Here is a 17,124-nt window from a genome sequence, read left to right on the forward strand (position 1 = left end):
CCAATCAACCAATTCAAAAAATTGGCATCAACAAACTTGGCACACTATTGAGTTCTCAAACAACAGGCACATCATGACTACTCACAAAGAATCCGGTAAGACCGGCGAAATCTTTGCTTTTCTCATCCGCGGCTTTTCAAGCTTAGTTCCTTGTTTCCTCCCCGTCAAATCGGCGTTTCCGGCGATTTTCTGGAGTGGAACCGAAGTCCCTCTGTGTTGTTTCCGGTTCTCAGGACCGCCGCTCTGCGACTGGCCCGTTGCTCCGGAGCAACTTTCCTAGCTTAGACCCGCTCTCGACTCGGTGTCAAATCCACCGCGCCGGGCTTTTCCTCCGGACCGAAGTCCTTCCGAGCAGCCTGGATCGTCACCAGCGGTTCTGCCTTGCGGCTTTCCCGGTGCCATGGTGTGGCTTCCAACCCCGGGTTTCCCGTGGATCTTCGCCGTTTCGGTCTGGAAGAACTTGTCTTCCGCGCCTTGGCACAAGAGAAGACAATACACAGGTTCTGGCGCTTTGCATAATCGGCCGTCCACCGCCCCTGAGAGGCGGAATCGGAGGCGTCAGCGGATCGGTCGAAGGTACACCGTGGCGAGCGGCGGGGCGGTGATCACCGCGGACGCCGGCTGTCCCTGCCACGCCTCTCCCGTCGCCTCGATCCGTCCGCCGTTGCCGAGACCGGATCCGCCGTAGCTCTCCACATCGGTGTTCAGGACCTCCCGCCACTGTCCCGCGAAGGGCAGTCCCAGGCGCACCTCGTGATGGGGGTTGCCGGACAGGTTCGTCACGCAGACCAGGGGACGCGCCTCGCCTGCGCCGGTCTCCGGAGTGGACCAGCGGATGAACGAGAAGAGGTTCCGGTCGCCGTCGTTCTGGTCGATCCACTGGAATCCGGCCGGATCGTTGTCCTGGCTCCACAGCTCGGGGGCGTCGCGGTACAGCAGGTTCAGGTCACGCACGGTCTTCATGAGCCCCTTGTGACCGGGGGTGTCCGTCAGCCACCAGTCCAGCCCGTGGGATTCCCTCCACTCGGACTCCTGGCCGAACTCGGACCCCATGAACAGCAGCTGCTTGCCCGGGTGCGCCCACATGTAGGCGTAGTACGCCCGCAGGGAGGCCAGCTGCTGCCACCGGTCTCCCGGCATCTTGCGCAGCAACGAGCCCTTGCCGTGGACCACCTCGTCATGCGAGAGCGGGAGCACGTAGTTCTCGCTCCAGGCATAGACCGTCGAGAACGTCATCTCGTGGTGATGCCACTTGCGGTTGACCGGGTCCTCGGACAGGTAGGCGAGGGAATCGTGCATCCAGCCCATGTTCCACTTCAGGCCGAAGCCGAGCCCGTCATGGCTGGTCGGCGCGGTCACTCCGGAGAACGCCGTGGACTCCTCGGCGATCATCACGATTCCGGGGTTGCGCCGGTAGGCCGTGGCCGTGGTCTCCTGCAGCAAGCTGATGGCCTCGAGATTGTGGTTGCCACCGTGCACGTTCGGCACCCACTCCCCCTCCTCGCGGGAGTAGTCCAGGTACAGCATCGAGGCGACGGCGTCCACGCGCAGCCCGTCGATGTGGAACTCCTCCAGCCAGTACAGGGCGTTGGCCACCAGGAAGTTCCGCACCTCGGTACGGCCGTAGTCGAACACCAGGGTGCCCCAGTCCGGGTGCTCCCCCTTACGCGGGTCGGCGTACTCGTAGAGGGGCTGTCCGTCGAACTTCGCCAGGGCCCAGTCGTCCTTCGGGAAGTGTGCGGGCACCCAGTCCAGGAGCACGCCGATGCCAGCCTGGTGCAGCCGGTCCACCAGGTACTTGAAATCGTCCGGGGAGCCGAACCGGGAGGTGGGGGCGTAGTACCCGGTGACCTGGTAGCCCCAGGAACCTCCGAAGGGGTGCTCCGCCACCGGCATGAACTCCACGTGGGTGAAACCCTGCCAGGAGACGTACTCGACCAACTGGTCCGCCAGCTCGCGGTAGCTCAGGCCCGGCCGCCAGGACCCGGCGTGCACCTCATAGACACTCATGGCCGCGTCGTGCGGATTGGTCGCCGCCCGCTTCTCCATCCACGCCGCGTCCCCGAAGGCGTACCGGGAGTCCTCCACGCGGGAGCCGGAGGCCGGCGGCACCTCGGTCCAGCGGGCCAGGGGGTCGGCCTTGTCCCGCCAGTGGCCGTCCCGGCCGAGGATGGCGTACTTGTAGACGGTGCCGGCCCCGATCCCCGGGACGAAGATCTCCCAGAGGCCCGAGTCTCCCAGCGAGCGCAGGGCGTGCTGTCGACCGTCCCAGCCGTTGAAGTCACCCTTGACCCGCACGGCAGCGGCGTTGGGGGCCCAGACGGCAAACGAGGTGCCCGTGATGTCGCCTTGGGGCGAGGAATAGTGGCGCACCCGGGAGCCGAGGACCGTCCACAGCGTCTCGTGCCGGCCCTCGCGGAACAAGTGCTGGTCCAGCTCCCCCACGGTGGGCAGGTACCGGTAGGGATCGTCTTGCTCCGCCTCGGCCACTCCGGGGTAGGTCACGAGGAGGCGGTAGCCGGGGACGTGACCCGGGTCTGTGGCAGGGGCCGTCCCGACCCACACGCCCTCGTGTTCATGGCGCAGTGGAACGCGCGTGCCGTCGTCGAGCAGGACGGCCAGGTCCTCGGCCAGGGGCCGTAGCACCCGGAACGTCACGGTGCCGGTGTCCCCCAGGTGGGCACCGAGCACCTCGTGCGGCTGGTGGTAGCGGCCTTGCGCGACGGCGGCCAGCACCTCCGCGTGCACGTCCAGCGGCAATATGGGGTCCTGCGCGGCATGATCCGGTTCCACGGCATCCTCCTGGATGGTGCTCTGGCGGTCTGGGCCCACGGTAGCCGCCAGGGCGGCGCCGCGCAGGAGTCCGCGGACGGCCTCGGCGGGGACCTCGACCCAGTCCGGGCGGTGGCGCAGCTCGTAGGCGGTCTCGTACAGCGCCTTGTCCAGCATCAGGGCGGTGAAGACGGTGGACCCGGTGTCCACCGTCGCCCCGACGGCTGACCCGTAGCCCTTGAGGAACGCCTGCTGGACCGGTTCCGTCCAGGCCGGGGCACCGGACAGGGCACCGGCATAGTCGAAGGACCGCAGCATCCCGACGACATCGCGCTGCGGCAGGTCCCAACCGGATCGCTCCGTCGCCTCCCGGAGCGGTTCGCCTTCGAAGTCGAGGACCGTCCAGCGCCAGCCCGTCTGTTCCGCGGTGGCGGTGGGAGTGGGGGCGGTAGCCGGCGAGGCCAGGACCTGTCCGAGGTGGTAGTCGGCATGGATCCGCTGCAACGGCGGCATCCCGGCTCTGACCTCCGGGGACCGCAGGGAGCCGATCACTGCACGCAGTCCGTCCCCGTGCTCCTCCCCCACAGCCGAGGCCGCCTCGCGCCATCCCCACTCGAGGCGGTCCGCGAGCGCCGTGAGCACGGCCGGTATCCCCTCGCCGCCGTCGGAGACGGGGCGGGTGCCGAACGCCTCGGCGAGGGCCAGGTGCAGCCGTCCCGTGGCCGCACCGATCCCGGCGGCCTCGGTGGTGAAGTCGCGACCGGCGACGGCCGCATCGGTGGCCTCGCGCCAGGCGTCTCGGGAGTCCTCGATGAACTCGCGCAGCACGCAGAGCTCACCCGTCTCCTCACCCGTCTCCGCGCCAGTAGCCGCCCCGGGGCGGGTCCACGCCGCCGTGGCCGAGCCGTACGTCACGGGGACCTCGCTGGAACCGCCGGCGGAGAGCGCCAGGCCGATCTCGACGTCGGGATGGGTACCCGGGGCCAGCACGCGGAAAAACTTGAGGATGAGCCGCCCTCGACCCGCTCCCACCACCACGGACGTGTTGGACTGCTCGCCCTGGAGCACGCGCAGGTGCAGGGTCTCGGGGTCGAAGGCGGGCCAGTCGCGGAACCCGGCGTAGGCATGGCCTGCGGCTCCGCCGGCCCCGCTGCTCTCGGTACGCGCCTCACGGCGCATCAGCTCCAGCCATGCCGCCACGAAGGCCGGGTCCTGGGTGCCGTCGTAGACCCATCGGACGCCGGACTTCGTGTCACCGCGGCCGATCAGCGCGGCTGAGGCGCCCGGGACTTCCTCCCGACGCAACGTCAGGGGGACGGACACCGCGACGGCGTCCTCGTCTCCCTCGCTTCCCGCGGGAGCGGCCGTGAGGATCAATGACACAAGCTGTACGTCACCGGTGCCGTCTGCCGCCGAGGACAACCGGTGTTCGCCGGCCCGGCGCAACGCGACGTCTCCCCGGAGCGGGAACCACCGTTGGTCCGGGAGCCACCGGACGAGGAGGTCGTGGACGTCCGGGTAGGGTGCGCCGGTCATCGGTTCCGCCCCCCTGGCGTGGTCGCGGTCAGGTCCGGGGTGATGACCGGGATGGCCGTGGTGTAGGGGTTCGGCCGGCCGGCCAGGGCCGCCGCATCCGCCCCCGGCATGGGCTCCGGGCCGGTCCGCAGCCGCAACCAGTAGAAGCCATGACCGGGCAGGGTGACGGGCAGCCGGCCGTCCTCGCCGATGTCGAGGAACGGGCGGCCGCCGAAGACATCGCGTAGGCCCCGGCCCTCATAGCCCGGTACGTTCAGCCAGGTGGCCACCGGTTCCGGGGCGAGGTTGAAGACGCAGAGCACCGTCTCGGGATACAGGTCCTCCTTCTCGGAGGCGGGCAGGTCCCGGACGAAGGCGAGGACCTGTTCGGCCTCGGCCTCCACCACCGTGAAGTCGCCCAGCCCGAACACGGGGTGCCGCTTGCGGACGGCGAGGGTTTCGCGGACCCAGTGCAGCAGGGAGCCGTTGGAGGCCAGCTGCGCCTCCACGTTGACGTGGTTGTAGTGGTAGACGAGCGACTGGATGACCGGCAGGTACAACTTGCCGGGATCGGCCTCGGAGAACCCGGCGTTGCGGTCCGGGTTCCACTGCATGGGGGTGCGGGAGGCATCCCGGTCCGGCAGCCAGATGTTGTCCCCCATGCCGAGCTCGTCCCCGTAGTACAGGAACGGTGAGCCCGGCATGGCCAGCAGCAGCGCGTGGATCAGTTCGAGTTCAGACCGGCTGTTGTCCAGCAGGGAGGCGAGCCGGCGCCGGATGCCCACGTTGGCACGCATGCGCGAGTCCGGGGCGTACCACCCGAGCATCGCCTGGCGTTCCTCCGGGGTGACCATCTCGAGGGTGAGCTCGTCATGGTTGCGCAGGAACGTGCCCCACTGGGTGCCGGCGGGGATCTGCGGGGTCTCGGCCAACGCCTCGAGGATCGCAGTGGCCTTGTGGTCACGCAGGGCATAGAAGATCTTCGGCATGATCGGGAAGTGGAAGCACATGTGGCATTCCGGCTCCTCCTCCGAACCGAAGTAGTCCACCACGTCCGCCGGCGGCTGGTTGGCCTCGGCGATGATCACCCGGCCCGGATACTCCGCGTCCACCATGGCCCGCAACTGCTGCAGGAAGCCGTGGGTGCGCGGGTCGTTCTCGCAGTCGGTGCCCTCCTCCTCGAAGAGATAGGGGATGGCGTCAGCACGGAAGCCGTCCACGCCCATGTCCATCCAATAGCGGACCACGTCGAACAGCGCCTCGATCACGGCGGGATTCTCGAAGTTCAGGTCCGGCTGGTGGGAGAAGAAGCGGTGCCAGAAGAACTGGCGGCGGACCGGATCGAACGCCCAGTTGGACTCCTCCGTGTCCACGAAGATGATGCGGGCGTCCTGGTATTTCTCGTCCGTGTCACTCCACACGTAGAAGTCGCCGTACGGGCCGTCCGGGTCAGACCGGGACTCCTGGAACCAGGCGTGCTGGTCAGAGGTGTGGTTCAGCGGCAGGTCGATGATGACCCTCAGGCCGCGCGCATGGGCCTCGGCCACGAGCCTCTTGAAGTCCGAGGCGGTGCCGAACTCGTCCAGCACCTCGTAGTAGTCCGCGATGTCATAGCCGCCGTCCCGCAGCGGTGAGCGGTAGAACGGAGGTACCCACAGGCAGTCGATGCCCAGCCACTGCAGGTAGTCGAGCTTGTTGATCAAGCCCTCGAAGTCCCCGGACCCGTCCCCGTTGTCATCGTGGAAGGCCCGCACGAGCACCTCGTAGAACACTGCGGTCCGGAACCAGTCCGGGTCATGGGAGATCCCGTGGGTGTGCATCTGGAAGGAGTTGGCCATCAGCTGCCGCGCACCACCTTCAGCACGTGGGCCGGTTCAACGGCCGGGTCCAGCCGCACGTAGTTGTCCGCGCCCCACCGCCAGCGGGCACCGGTGATCAGGTCCTCGACCTCGAACCGGCCCTCGGAATCCAGGTCCGCCGGGTCCAGGTCCAGGGCCGCCAGGTTGAGCGAGACGGTGGCCTCGCGCGCCGCAAGCGGATCGCAGTTGAGCACCACAATGACCGTGTCCGCCCGGCCGGGCAGCGACTCCGTCAGCGCGGCGGCATCCGGCACGCCGGGAAACACCGGAAGCGCGATGCCGGCCGGGGCCCGGTACTGGCCGTCCGGCAGGTGGCGGCGGGACTTGGAGAAGGTCAGGATCCCGTCATTGTCCGCCGGGTGCAGGACGAGGTTCTGCAGGTCCTGGAACGCCGGGTGGGCCCGGCGGATCCGGTTCAGCCGGGTGATGTAGGGGGCGAGCGAGGCACCCCGGGCCTCGGCACCGGCGAAGTCACGGGGCCGGTACTCGTACTTCTCGTTGTCGATGTACTCCTCGGCGCCCGGACGGGCCACGTGCTCGAACAGCTCGAAACCCGCGTACATGCCCCACATCGGATTGGACAGGGCCGCCAGCACGGCACGGATCTTGAAGGCTGCGGGCCCGCCGAACTGCAGGAACTCCGTGAGGATGTCCGGGGTGTTGACGAAGAAATTCGGACGGTAGAACGCCGGAGTCTCGGCCGTGACCTCGTGCAGGTACTCGGCGATCTCGTCCCGCGTGCTCCGCCACGTGAAGTACGAGTAGGACTGTTGGAACCCGGCCCGGCCCAGGGCGTGCATCATGGCCGGCCGTGTGAAGGCCTCCGCCAGGAACACGACGTCCGGGTGGCTGCGGTGCACCTTGGCGATCAGCCACTCCCAGAACCACAGGGGCTTGGTGTGCGGGTTGTCCACCCGGAAGATCTTCACCCCGCGGGCGATCCACAGCTCCACGACCCTCAGGACGGCCCGCCGCAGCCCGCGGGGATCGTTGTCGAAGTTCAGCGGGTAGATGTCCTGGTACTTCTTCGGTGGATTCTCCGCGTAGGCGATGGTGCCGTCCACACGGGTGGTGAACCATTCGGGGTGCTCGGCGACCCAGGGGTGGTCAGGGGAGCACTGCAGGGCCAGGTCGAGGGCGACCTCCAGCCCGAGCCCGGCGGCCCGCTCGACGAACCCGGCGAACTCCTCGGCCGTGCCGAGATCGGGGTGGATCGCGTCATGACCACCCTCCGGCGACCCGATGGCCCACGGTGAACCCGGGTCGTGGGGTCCTGCCTCCAGCGCGTTGTTCGGACCCTTGCGGTGGGCCCGGCCGATCGGGTGGACCGGCGGAAGGTAGATGACGTCGAAGCCCATCTCCGCGACCGCTGGGAGCCGTCCGGCCGCCGTCGTGAAGGTTCCGGAGGCCCAGGTCCCCGACTCCGGATCGTAGACGGCCCCCTCGGAACGGGGGAAGAACTCGTACCAGGCACCGCGGCCGGCCATCGCGCGCTGCACGTCCAGCGGGTAGGCGGGCGACGGGGAGACGAACTCGCGGATCGGACGGGCGGCGAGCACGTCGGCCAGGTCCGGGTCCTCCGCCGCCACCAGACGCTCCTGCGTGTCCCGCGTGGTGTCCTCGAGTCCCCGCACGGCCCGTGCCAGGACCGCCCGGTCCGCCTCGGAACGGTCGGGATCCGCGGCGGCCTGCCGGAACAGGGCGCCGCCCTCGGCCAGCATCAGCTCGACGTCCACCCCGGCCTCGATCTTGACGGTGGCGGCATGGTGCCAGGTCGCGTAGGGATCAGACCAGCCCTCGATGGTGAAGGTGTGGGGCCCGACGACGGCCGGCCGCAGCGTGGCGAGGAACTCGTCCAGCCCGGGGGCGCCCTCGGTCATGCGCGTCCGCTGGACTTCGGCACCGTCCGGGCCGTAGAGGACGGCGGTGGCCCCGAGCCGGTCATGCCCCTCGCGGAACACGGTGGCGCGGACGGGGATGTCCTCACCGATCAGCGCCTTGGCCGGGACGGCGCCGCAGTTGACCACCGGCTGGACACCGGTGACCGGAATGCGTCCCACCTTGACCTCGGTGCGGAACATCGGCATTCGGACAGAATTACTGGAATTCTTGGCAGCTCCCACGGTCCCGACGTTACCGGGGCGATCCCCCTGTGGCCACTGATCGGGACGAAATCGCGGCACGAGACGTGTGATCCCCTGCTGGAAGGGTCCTGGGCCCCGAGGATTCAACCGGCGGCCAACCGCGCGTCGGCCGCGGTTCACCCGGCAGTCCCACGGCGGGGCGGGGCCCCGTGGATAATGGGCCGGGTGAAGGCTATCCGTCGGTTTACCGTCCGTACCCACCTGCCCGAGTCGATCGCGGGACTGAGCCGTCTGGCGACCAACCTGCGTTGGTCCTGGCACCCCCAGACCAAGGAGCTGTTCCGGGACCTGGACCCGCAGGCCTGGTCCGAGTCGAACCAGGACCCCGTGGCCCTGCTGGGGTCCTTCGACCGGCGCCGGCTGACCGAGCTCGCCGCCGATGCGCAGATCGTGGCCCGCGTCCAGGACGCCACCGCCGACCTGGACCGCTACCTCACCGAGGACCGGTGGTTCCAGCAGGACTTCGTCGGTGCGTCGGGCGGCCCGGGCGGGGACATCCATACTCCGCGGCCCATCGCCTACTTCTCCCCCGAGTTCGGCATCACCGCCGTGCTCCCCCAGTACTCCGGTGGCCTGGGCATCCTGGCCGGTGACCACCTGAAGTCCGCCTCAGACCTCGGGGTGCCGATCATCGGCGTGGGCCTGCTGTACCAGTCGGGCTACTTCAAGCAGTCCCTGTCCCGGGACGCCTGGCAGATGGAGACCTACCCGGTCCTGGACCCGGACAACCTGCCGCTGACACTCCTCAAGGAGGAGGACGGGGCCGCCGCACTCGTCCGTCTGCCGCTGCCCTCGGGCCGGACGCTGCACGCCCAGGTGTGGCGCGCCGACGTCGGGCGCGTGCCCTTGCTGTTGCTGGACTCCAATGTCCCGGCGAACGACGACACCGCACGCTCCATCACCGACCGCCTCTACGGCGGCGGTGGGGACCAGCGGCTGCAGCAGGAACTGCTGCTCGGCATGGGCGGGGTCAAGGCGCTGCGCCTGTACGCGCGGCTCACCGGTACGGATGTGCCGTCCGTCTACCACACGAACGAGGGCCATGCCGGGTTCCAGGGCATCGAGCGGATCGAGGAGCTCATGTCCGCCGGGCTGGACTGGGAGACGGCGCTGACCTCGGTGCGGGCCTCCACCGTGTTCACCACGCATACACCCGTGCCCGCCGGGATCGACCGTTTCGACCGCGCCCTGGTGGAGCAGTTCTTCCGGGCCGGGCTGGCCCCGAGCGTGCCGCTCGAGCACGTGCTGGCCTTGGGTTCCGAGGACTACGAGGGCGGCACCCCGGGCGTGCACAACATGGCCGTGATGGGCCTGCGCCTCGGCCAGCGCGCCAACGGCGTGGCCCAGCTGCACGGGGAGGTGTCCCGGGAGATGTTCAAGGGCCTGTGGCCGGGCTTCGACGCCGATGAGGTGCCGATCGGGTCCATCACGAACGGCGTGCACGCCCCCACCTGGGTCTCGGACACGGTGTCAGCCCGGGCGATCGAGCTGTTCGGGACGTCCGCCGTGGCCGGTCACGACTGGCAGCGCGTCTTCGACGTCCCCGACGCGGAGTTGTGGGAGCTGCGCCGGACCCTGCGGCGTGCCCTGATCGCGGACGTGCGGTCACGGCTGCGGTCCTCCTGGCGCAAGCGCGGGGCCTCCGAGGCCGAGCTCGCCTGGACCGATTCCGTGCTGGACGAGAACGTCATGACCATCGGATTCGCCCGGCGGGTGCCCACCTACAAGCGGCTGACCTTGATGCTGCGCGACCCCGAGCGGCTGAAGCGGCTCCTGACGGATCCGGAACACCCCATCCAGCTGGTGGTGGCCGGCAAGTCCCACCCCGCCGATGAGCAGGGCAAGCTGATGATCCAGCAGATGGTGCGGTTCACGGACGACCCGGAGGTGCGCCACCGGATCGTGTTCCTGCCCAACTACGACATCCAGATGGCCTCCACCCTGATGCCCGGTTGCGACGTCTGGCTGAACAACCCCCTGCGCCCGCTGGAGGCCTGCGGCACCTCCGGTATGAAGGTCGCCATGAACGGCGGGCTGAACCTGTCCGTGCTGGACGGCTGGTGGGATGAGATGTACGACGGCGAGAACGGCTGGGCCATCCCGAGCGCCTCGTCCGCGGCCTCCACCGAGGAGCGGGACGACGTGGAGGCGGCCGCACTCTACGGTCTGCTGGAGAACGAGCTGGTGCCGCGCTTCTACGGGGCCGAGTCCTCGGACCAGGCCGGGGCCGCCGGACCGTCGGACGCCTCCACGGACGGCCTCCCACACCAGTGGCTGGCCATGATCAAGCACACCATGGCCACCCTCGGCCCGGCGACCTCGGCCGACCGGATGGTGCAGGACTACGTCAACGAGCTCTACCTCCCGGCCGGGCGGGCGGGCCGCGTCGTGGACGCCGACGACTACGCCAGGGCCCGCGAGCTCGCCGCCTGGAAGACCAGGGTCCGGGCCGGCTTCGCCGCGGTGGCCGTGGAACACGTGGATTCGCTCGGCGTCTCCGAGAATCCCCAGGTCGGCGACGAGATGCAGGTCTCCGCCTACATCAGCCTGGGGCAGCTGTCCCCCGAGGACGTGCGGGTCGAGGCCGTGTACGGCCGGGTCACCACCAAGCCGTCCGGCGTGCTCGAGGAGGACACTCTCGCGGACACGGGCACCCTGGAGCTGACCCCGGCCCAGGACCTGGGAGACGGCCGCTGGCAGTTCACCGGCTCCCTGGTGATCGACCGCTCCGGCGCCTTCGGCTACTCGGTCCGGGTCCTGCCGCAGCACGAGCTGCTGGCCTCGACGGCCGAGATGGCGCTGGTGGTCAACGCCGGCTGATCCCCTATCAACTGGAGGTCGAAATCGCACCGTTTTCTGGGCCAGCCCCCCTGAACGCCGTGCGAATTCGACCTCCAGTTCTGGATCAGAAGGGGACGTGGAAGCCTCACGGGCGACCTAGTCTCCCCTGGGCACCCACCCACGGGACAAGAGGGCCTCCCGGGTCTTGTGGACGGCCGGGAGCCAACCGTGCCGAGAATGCATCGAGCTAAAACGCAGTTCCAGCCAATCCGCCGCCCGGAGTCGTTCAGCGCGAGCGATGTCCCGTTGTACCTGTCCAGGTCTGGAGTGGTGTTCGCCTTCATACTCCAGATCGATCCGGAACTCGTCGTAGGTCAGATCGCCTTGGTGGACTCGGCTTCCCGTCCTGGGGTCGATGATCCACTGGTTCACCGCAGGTTCCGGCAGTCCTGCATCAACCAGGGCCAGACGTAGCTCAGTTTCTTTCGGCGAATCCGATCCGACTCTGGCTCGGTCCGCCGCTGCGCGCGCCTTGCGAATCCCGGGTTTGCCCCGGTGGCGTTCGACGAGGGCCCGAAGTTCAGTCGGCGTGGCCAGGGGCTCTCGCTCCCAGTCTCCACCCCAGACTGGGTTGAACAGCCAGTCGGCCCAGAGGATTAGCCGCAGGACACCAGAGGTGCGGGCCAGGTCCAGCCAGGTTCGAGCGGGGGTGGTGACGGGGATCCCGCCGAGAACTGTCGTTTCGTCCGGAAGCACCAGTCCGCGTCGCCCGGCCATCCCCTGGACCCGCCGCCGTCGATCTCCGGAGATGGACAGCAGCTGTATCTCGCTCGGAACCACCGAGCCCGGGAACCCCCACAGTCGGGCGGCGGATTCATGGGAGGCCACATCCGTGGCCGCCGATGAGGCCGCCCTGAGCAATGATCGATGAAGCGTCTCGCCATCTCGTTCCCGACGCAACGGACTGTAAAGACCATGGAGGTGATGCTCGGCTCGGGAGTTCTGCAATGCTCTCCGGTTCGTTCCCAGCGTGCGGGCCTCGGCGAGGGTGATGATGTCAGGGGTGTCCATGGCCCCCAGACTGACGGGACGGGGCCGCCCATGGTGCGCGCCGACGTCGCCGCTGGGGATGGCAGACCGTGACCGATCCGCTGTGGAGGAATCCGGTGCGTCGCTGCTATCACTCCAACAGAGAATCCCGCGGTCGAATTCGCACCCCTTTCCGGCCGTTCGGCCCTGGAAATGGTGCGAATTCGACCTCCAGTTGCAAGGTGAGGGGCGGGGTCAGACGGAGTAGAGGGTGATCGAGGTGGCCTCGATCATGTCCCGGTCCCCCGGGGCGAAGAGGGCGCCGCGGCGGAGGTCGCCGTGGTGGGCCGTTGAGAGCTGCAGCGTGAAGGCCTGCAGGTCCGCCCCGTGCTCGCCGGTGATGCCACGCAGTTCCTCCGGCACCGGCAGCCGGAAGGGCACCGTCTCCAGCCCGCCGTTGAACACGATCAGCCCGGTGCTGCGGCCGCCGGGGACGCCGATCAGCAACTGCAGCAGCCGTTGCCCGGAGTCCGTCCAGGCCGCCTCGGTCATCGGCTGCCCCTCCTCGTTGAACCACTTGAGGTAGCCGAGTTCCCGGGCCGGGTAGGAGTACGGCTGACCGGCCAGGAACTCCTTGCGGACCGCGATCAGGCGGCGCGTGGTGGCGAGCATGCGCTCCTGCCGCTCATCGAGCTCCCAGTCCGTCCACGAGATGCCGTTGTTCTGGCAGTAGGCGTTGTTGTTGCCGCCCTGGCTGCGCCCGATCTCATCACCGGCGGTGATCATGGGCACGCCCAGGGACAGCAGCAGGGTGGCCATCACGTTGCGGGCCGTGGTGGCGCGGGCCTCGAGGATGTCCTGCTCCTCCGTGGATCCCTCGGCCCCGTGGTTGTAGGACCGGTTGTGGGAGGTGCCGTCCCGGTTGTCCTCTCCGTTGGCCTCATTGTGCTTCTCGTCGTAGGACACGAGGTCCTGCAGGGTGAAGCCGTCATGGGCGGTCACGAGGTTGACGGAGGCCAGGGCGGAGCGCCCGGAGGACTCGAACAACCCGGCGGACCCGGACAGGCAGTCGGCCAGCCGCGCGGTGGACCCGCCGTGGCCGCCGTGCTCCAAGGCCCCGCGGTCCGCCACCCAGAAGTCCCGGACCACGTCCCGGAAGCGGTCGTTCCAGTCCGACCAGCCCAGGGGGAAGTGACCGGTCTGCCAGCCGCCGCTACCCACGTCCCACGGCTCGGAGATGAGCTTGGTCCCCGCCAGGATGGGATCCGCCTGGGCGGCCACGAGGAAGGGGTGGCGGTGGGTGAAGTGGTGGCCGCCGTCCCGGCACAGGGTGACGGCCAGGTCGAAGCGGAAGCCGTCGATCTGGAAGTCCGTCACCCAGCGGCGCAACGAGTCCAGGGTCATCCGCACCACCTGCGGATCGTTGAAGTTCAGCGTGTTGCCGCAGCCCGTGGTGTCCAGGTACCGGCCGGAGGCGTCATGCCGGTAGTAGTGCTCGTCCCCCAGGCCGCGCCAGCAGAAGGTCGGTCCACCCGGGCCCTCCTCCGCGGTGTGGTTGTAGACCACGTCCAGCAGGACCTCGATCCCGGCCTCGTGCAGCAGCTTGACCATGCCCTTGAACTCGTCCTGGACGGCCTGGGGCCCGCCGGCCCGTGCGGCGGCGGTGGCGTAGCCGGGATGCGGCGCGAAGAAACTGACGGTGTTGTACCCCCAGTAGTTCTCCAGCCCGGCCTGCTGCAGGTGATCCTCGTCCCGGTGGTGGTGCACCGGCAGCAGCTCCACGGCCGTGATGCCCAGGTGACGCAGGTACTCGACCATCACGGGGTGTGCCAGCCCGGCGTACGTCCCCCGCAGCTCGGCGGGGATGCCCGGGTGCAGCTTGGTCTGTCCGATGACGTGGGCCTCGTAGACGATGGTGTCCCGCAGCGGGGTGTGCGGCCGGCCGGCCCCGTTCCAGTCGAAGTCCCGGCGCACCCGGGTGGACCAGTACAGCCCGTTGCGCTCCACCACGGCATCGCCGTAGGGATCGATCAGCAACTGGGGCAGGGGCTTCGGTGTGCCGGAGGCCCTGCGGCCGCTCCGGGACACCCCGGCGATCCGCCGGTCATGGGCCACCAGCGCGTAGAGACTGCCATAGCCTAGTCCCGGGACAGTGCCGTGATGCACGTGGTCCGTGACGTCGTCCAGCGCCACCCGGTGCAGGTCCGCGGCCGTCGGCACGGCGTCCACCGGGAACGCGGGGTCCGTGTACACCACGTCCAGGGCGGTGATCCCGGGGGCGTAGACCGCCAGGTTCACCGCGCCGTCCACCTCGGCGACGCCGGGGACCCGGTCCGCAAGGCCCAGGGGGAAGGGCTGGGAACGGTGCCGGCGCACCGGCTGGGACGCCACCGTCATCAGGACTGGCCTCCCGGCCCGCCTTCCACGGTCTCCCCCGGCCGGCGACCGCCGCGCTGGACGGCGATCTCGTACAGCGAGATGCCCACCGCCATCGAGGCGTTCAGCGATTCCATGTCCGAGGCGATCGGGATGGAGATGATCTGGTCGCAGTTCTCGCGGACCAGCCGGGACAGCCCCTTGCCCTCCGAGCCGACCACCAGGCACACCGGATCCGTGGCCAACGGCAACCCGGGCAGGGACTGGTCCCCGCCGCCGTCGAGCCCCAGGACGAAGATCCCGAGCTTCTTGAAGTCCTGCAGGATCGTGTTCAGGTTGCCGGCCTGGGCCACGGGGACCCGCACGGCGGCACCGGCCGAGGTCTTCCAGGCGGTGGCGGTCACCCCGGCGGAGCGGCGCGCCGGCACCACCACGCCGTGCGCCGAGAAGGCGGAGGCCGAACGGATGATGGCCCCGAGGTTGCGGGGGTCGGTGATGCTGTCCAGCGCGATGAACAGCGGCGGGGCCGTGAGGTAGCCCTTCTCCCACTTCTCCATGGTCTGGCGGGCCAGCGTCAGGGCGTCGGCATACTCATAGGGCGGGACCTGCAGCACCAGGCCCTGGTGGACGGCGTCGTCCGTCATGCGGTCCAGCTCGGGCTTGGAGTTCTCCATCACCGGCACGCCCCGCTCGGCGGCCAGCTTCAGGGCCTCGCGGACCCGCTCGTCCATCTCGATCCGCGTGGCCACATGCAGGGCCTTGGCGGGGATGGCGGCGCGCAGGGCCTCGACCACCGAGTTGCGGCCGGCCACGGTCTCGTCCGCGTGCCGCGAGCGGGTGTTGCGGCCGCCCGACCGGCCCGCGTTCTTGGCGCTGGAGCGCTCCGAGAGCTGCTTGGTGCGGTGGGCCTTGTGGTAGACGCGGTCCTCGGCCTTGGGCGTGGGACCCTTGCCCTCCAGCGCCTTCCGGCCGAGTCCACCCGTGCCCTTGAGGGGCCCCTTCTTTCCGCTGTTCCCGCGGGACGATCCGGAGCGTGGTGCTGCGGCCATGTGGATGGTGCCTTTCTGGCGACGGTCGAGACTGACCCCCAGTCTACGGCCCGGCCCCCACCGTGGCCGCCCGCCTCCTACTGCAGGGACCAGCGGGCGCCGTCGGCGGAATCCTCCACCACGACGCCGGCCGCGGCCAGGGTGTCCCGGATCCCGTCCGCAGTGGTCCAGTCCTTCGCCTCGCGGGCGGCGGCCCGTGCGTCCAGCTGGGCCCGGATCAGGGTGTCGAGGGCATGGTGGGCCGCCGGGTCCTGCGCGGACTCGGGCTCGGGGACGTCGTCCAGGCCGAGCACCTCCACCATCGACTGCACGTCGGAATAGTGCTGCTCCACGGCGTCCTCATCCCCGGCGGCCAGGGCGCTGTTGCCGGCCCGGACCGCGTCGTGCAGCACCGCCAGGGCCTGCGGGACGTTGAGGTCGTCCTCCATCGCGGCACGGAAGGCCGTGGGGACACTGCTGAACTGGGCCACGTAGACGGCCTCGGGGGCCTCCTCGCCGGTGAGGGTGCCGGCGACGGCGGCCGCCTCCTCGCGCTTCAGCTGCAGGTCGGCCACCACATCCGCCCCCCGGTCCAGGAACGCCTCGATCCGCTCGATCGCAGCCTCGGCCTCCTGCAGCGAGGTGGGGCGGTAGTCGAGCTGGGAGCGGTAGTGCGCCTGACCGAGGAAGTAGCGCACCGCCTTCGGCCGGGCCTGCTCCAGCATCTGTTCCGGGGAGATGGTGTTGCCCACGGACTTGGACATCTTCTCGCCCGCGTAGGTCACCATCCCGTTGTGCAGCCAGAAGTTCGCGAAGCCGTCCCCGGCTGCAGCGGACTGTGCCAGTTCGTTCTCGTGGTGCGGGAAACGCAGGTCGAGCCCGCCGCCATGGATGTCGAAGTGGCTGCCGAGGTACTTGGTGGACATCGCGGAGCACTCGAGGTGCCAGCCGGGCCGGCCGCTGCCCCAGGGCGACTCCCAGGCGGCGGTGGCCGGATCGGTCTCCTTGGCGCCCTTCCACAGCGCGAAGTCGCGGGGGTCGCGCTTGCCGCGCGGGTCGGCGTCGGGCGCGTCCTGCAGGTCCTCGACCCGCTGGCGGGTGAGCTCGCCGTACGCGGGCCAGGAGTTCACCTCGAAGTAGACGTCCCCGGAACCGTCCGTGGCGGGGTACGCGTGGCCGGCGTCGATGAGGCGCCGGATGAGCGCCACCATCTCCGGGATGTGGCCGGTGGCACGGGGTTCGTAGGTGGGCCGGCGCACCCCGAGGGCGGCGTAGGCGCGGGCGAACTCGTGCTCGAACCGGTAGGCGAGGGCGAACCACGGCTCATCGGCCGGGTAGTTCTCGTCCTCCTCGAAGTCCTCGCCGTAGGACGCGGCGGACTTCTCCAGGATCTTGTCATCGATGTCCGTGACGTTGCGGACGCTGGTGACCTGCAGGCCGGTGTACTCGAGCCAGCGGACCAGGATGTCGAACACGATGGCCGAGCGCACATGCCCCACGTGCGGCATGCCCTGCACCGTGGCGCCGCAGTAGTAGAGGGACACCTCGCCCTCGGTCAGGGGGACGAAGTCCCGCACCGTTGCGGTCTTGGTGTCATAAAAGCGCTGTGCCACGGAAGTG

At 69.3% G+C, this 17,124-nt stretch carries 8 protein-coding genes; 2 read left to right on the forward strand and 6 right to left on the reverse strand.

What is annotated here, in order from left to right; genetic code table 11:
* Window positions 1-280 (forward strand): hypothetical protein (locus tag ACFFIO_RS04070; RefSeq protein WP_378040312.1); only part of this gene is annotated, 280 nt, incomplete at its 5' end.
* Between the two features lie 278 nt (window positions 281-558).
* On the opposite strand, the gene glgB is transcribed toward ACFFIO_RS04070, so the two are convergent.
* From glgB to ACFFIO_RS04085, 3 genes are read right to left on the reverse strand one after another with little or no spacing between them, the layout of a single operon-like run.
* On the reverse strand, window positions 559-4,308 hold the full coding sequence (gene glgB / locus ACFFIO_RS04075) for a 1,4-alpha-glucan branching protein GlgB (protein ID WP_378040313.1): 3,750 nt from the start codon (window positions 4,306-4,308) through the stop codon (window positions 559-561).
* Window positions 4,305-6,125, reverse strand: coding sequence for a maltose alpha-D-glucosyltransferase (gene treS, locus ACFFIO_RS04080; RefSeq protein ID WP_378040314.1), 1,821 nt, complete (start codon window positions 6,123-6,125; stop codon window positions 4,305-4,307). The genes glgB and treS overlap by 4 nt, the downstream gene beginning before the upstream one ends.
* On the reverse strand, window positions 6,125-8,227 hold the full coding sequence (locus ACFFIO_RS04085) for an alpha-1,4-glucan--maltose-1-phosphate maltosyltransferase (protein ID WP_378040498.1): 2,103 nt from the start codon (window positions 8,225-8,227) through the stop codon (window positions 6,125-6,127). Before ACFFIO_RS04085 ends, treS begins: the two co-directional genes overlap by 1 nt.
* Window positions 8,228-8,455: 228 nt before the next feature.
* On the opposite strand from ACFFIO_RS04085, the gene glgP reads away from it, so the two are divergent.
* Window positions 8,456-11,110 (forward strand): alpha-glucan family phosphorylase, encoded by a 2,655-nt coding sequence (gene glgP, locus ACFFIO_RS04090; protein WP_378040315.1) that lies wholly within the window; start codon window positions 8,456-8,458, stop codon window positions 11,108-11,110.
* 1,245 nt (window positions 11,111-12,355) lie between these two features.
* On the opposite strand, the gene glgX is transcribed toward glgP, so the two are convergent.
* The 3 genes from glgX to cysS all read right to left on the reverse strand — a co-directional run bounded on the left by glgX (window position 12,356) and on the right by cysS (window position 17,117).
* A complete protein-coding gene (gene glgX / locus ACFFIO_RS04095; RefSeq protein ID WP_378040316.1) occupies window positions 12,356-14,497 on the reverse strand; it encodes a glycogen debranching protein GlgX in 2,142 nt (713 codons plus the stop codon).
* Window positions 14,497-15,525: a 23S rRNA (guanosine(2251)-2'-O)-methyltransferase RlmB gene (gene rlmB / locus ACFFIO_RS04100; protein ID WP_378040317.1), complete on the reverse strand. Its 1,029-nt coding sequence runs from the start codon at window positions 15,523-15,525 to the stop codon at window positions 14,497-14,499. The genes glgX and rlmB overlap by 1 nt, the downstream gene beginning before the upstream one ends.
* Before the next feature lie 77 nt (window positions 15,526-15,602).
* Window positions 15,603-17,117, reverse strand: coding sequence for a cysteine--tRNA ligase (gene cysS, locus ACFFIO_RS04105; protein WP_378040318.1), 1,515 nt, complete (start codon window positions 17,115-17,117; stop codon window positions 15,603-15,605).
* Between the last annotated feature and the right edge of the window lie 7 nt (window positions 17,118-17,124).

The sequence above is a fragment of the Citricoccus parietis genome, from assembly GCF_042433045.1.
Lineage (GTDB): Bacteria > Actinomycetota > Actinomycetes > Actinomycetales > Micrococcaceae > Citricoccus > Citricoccus parietis.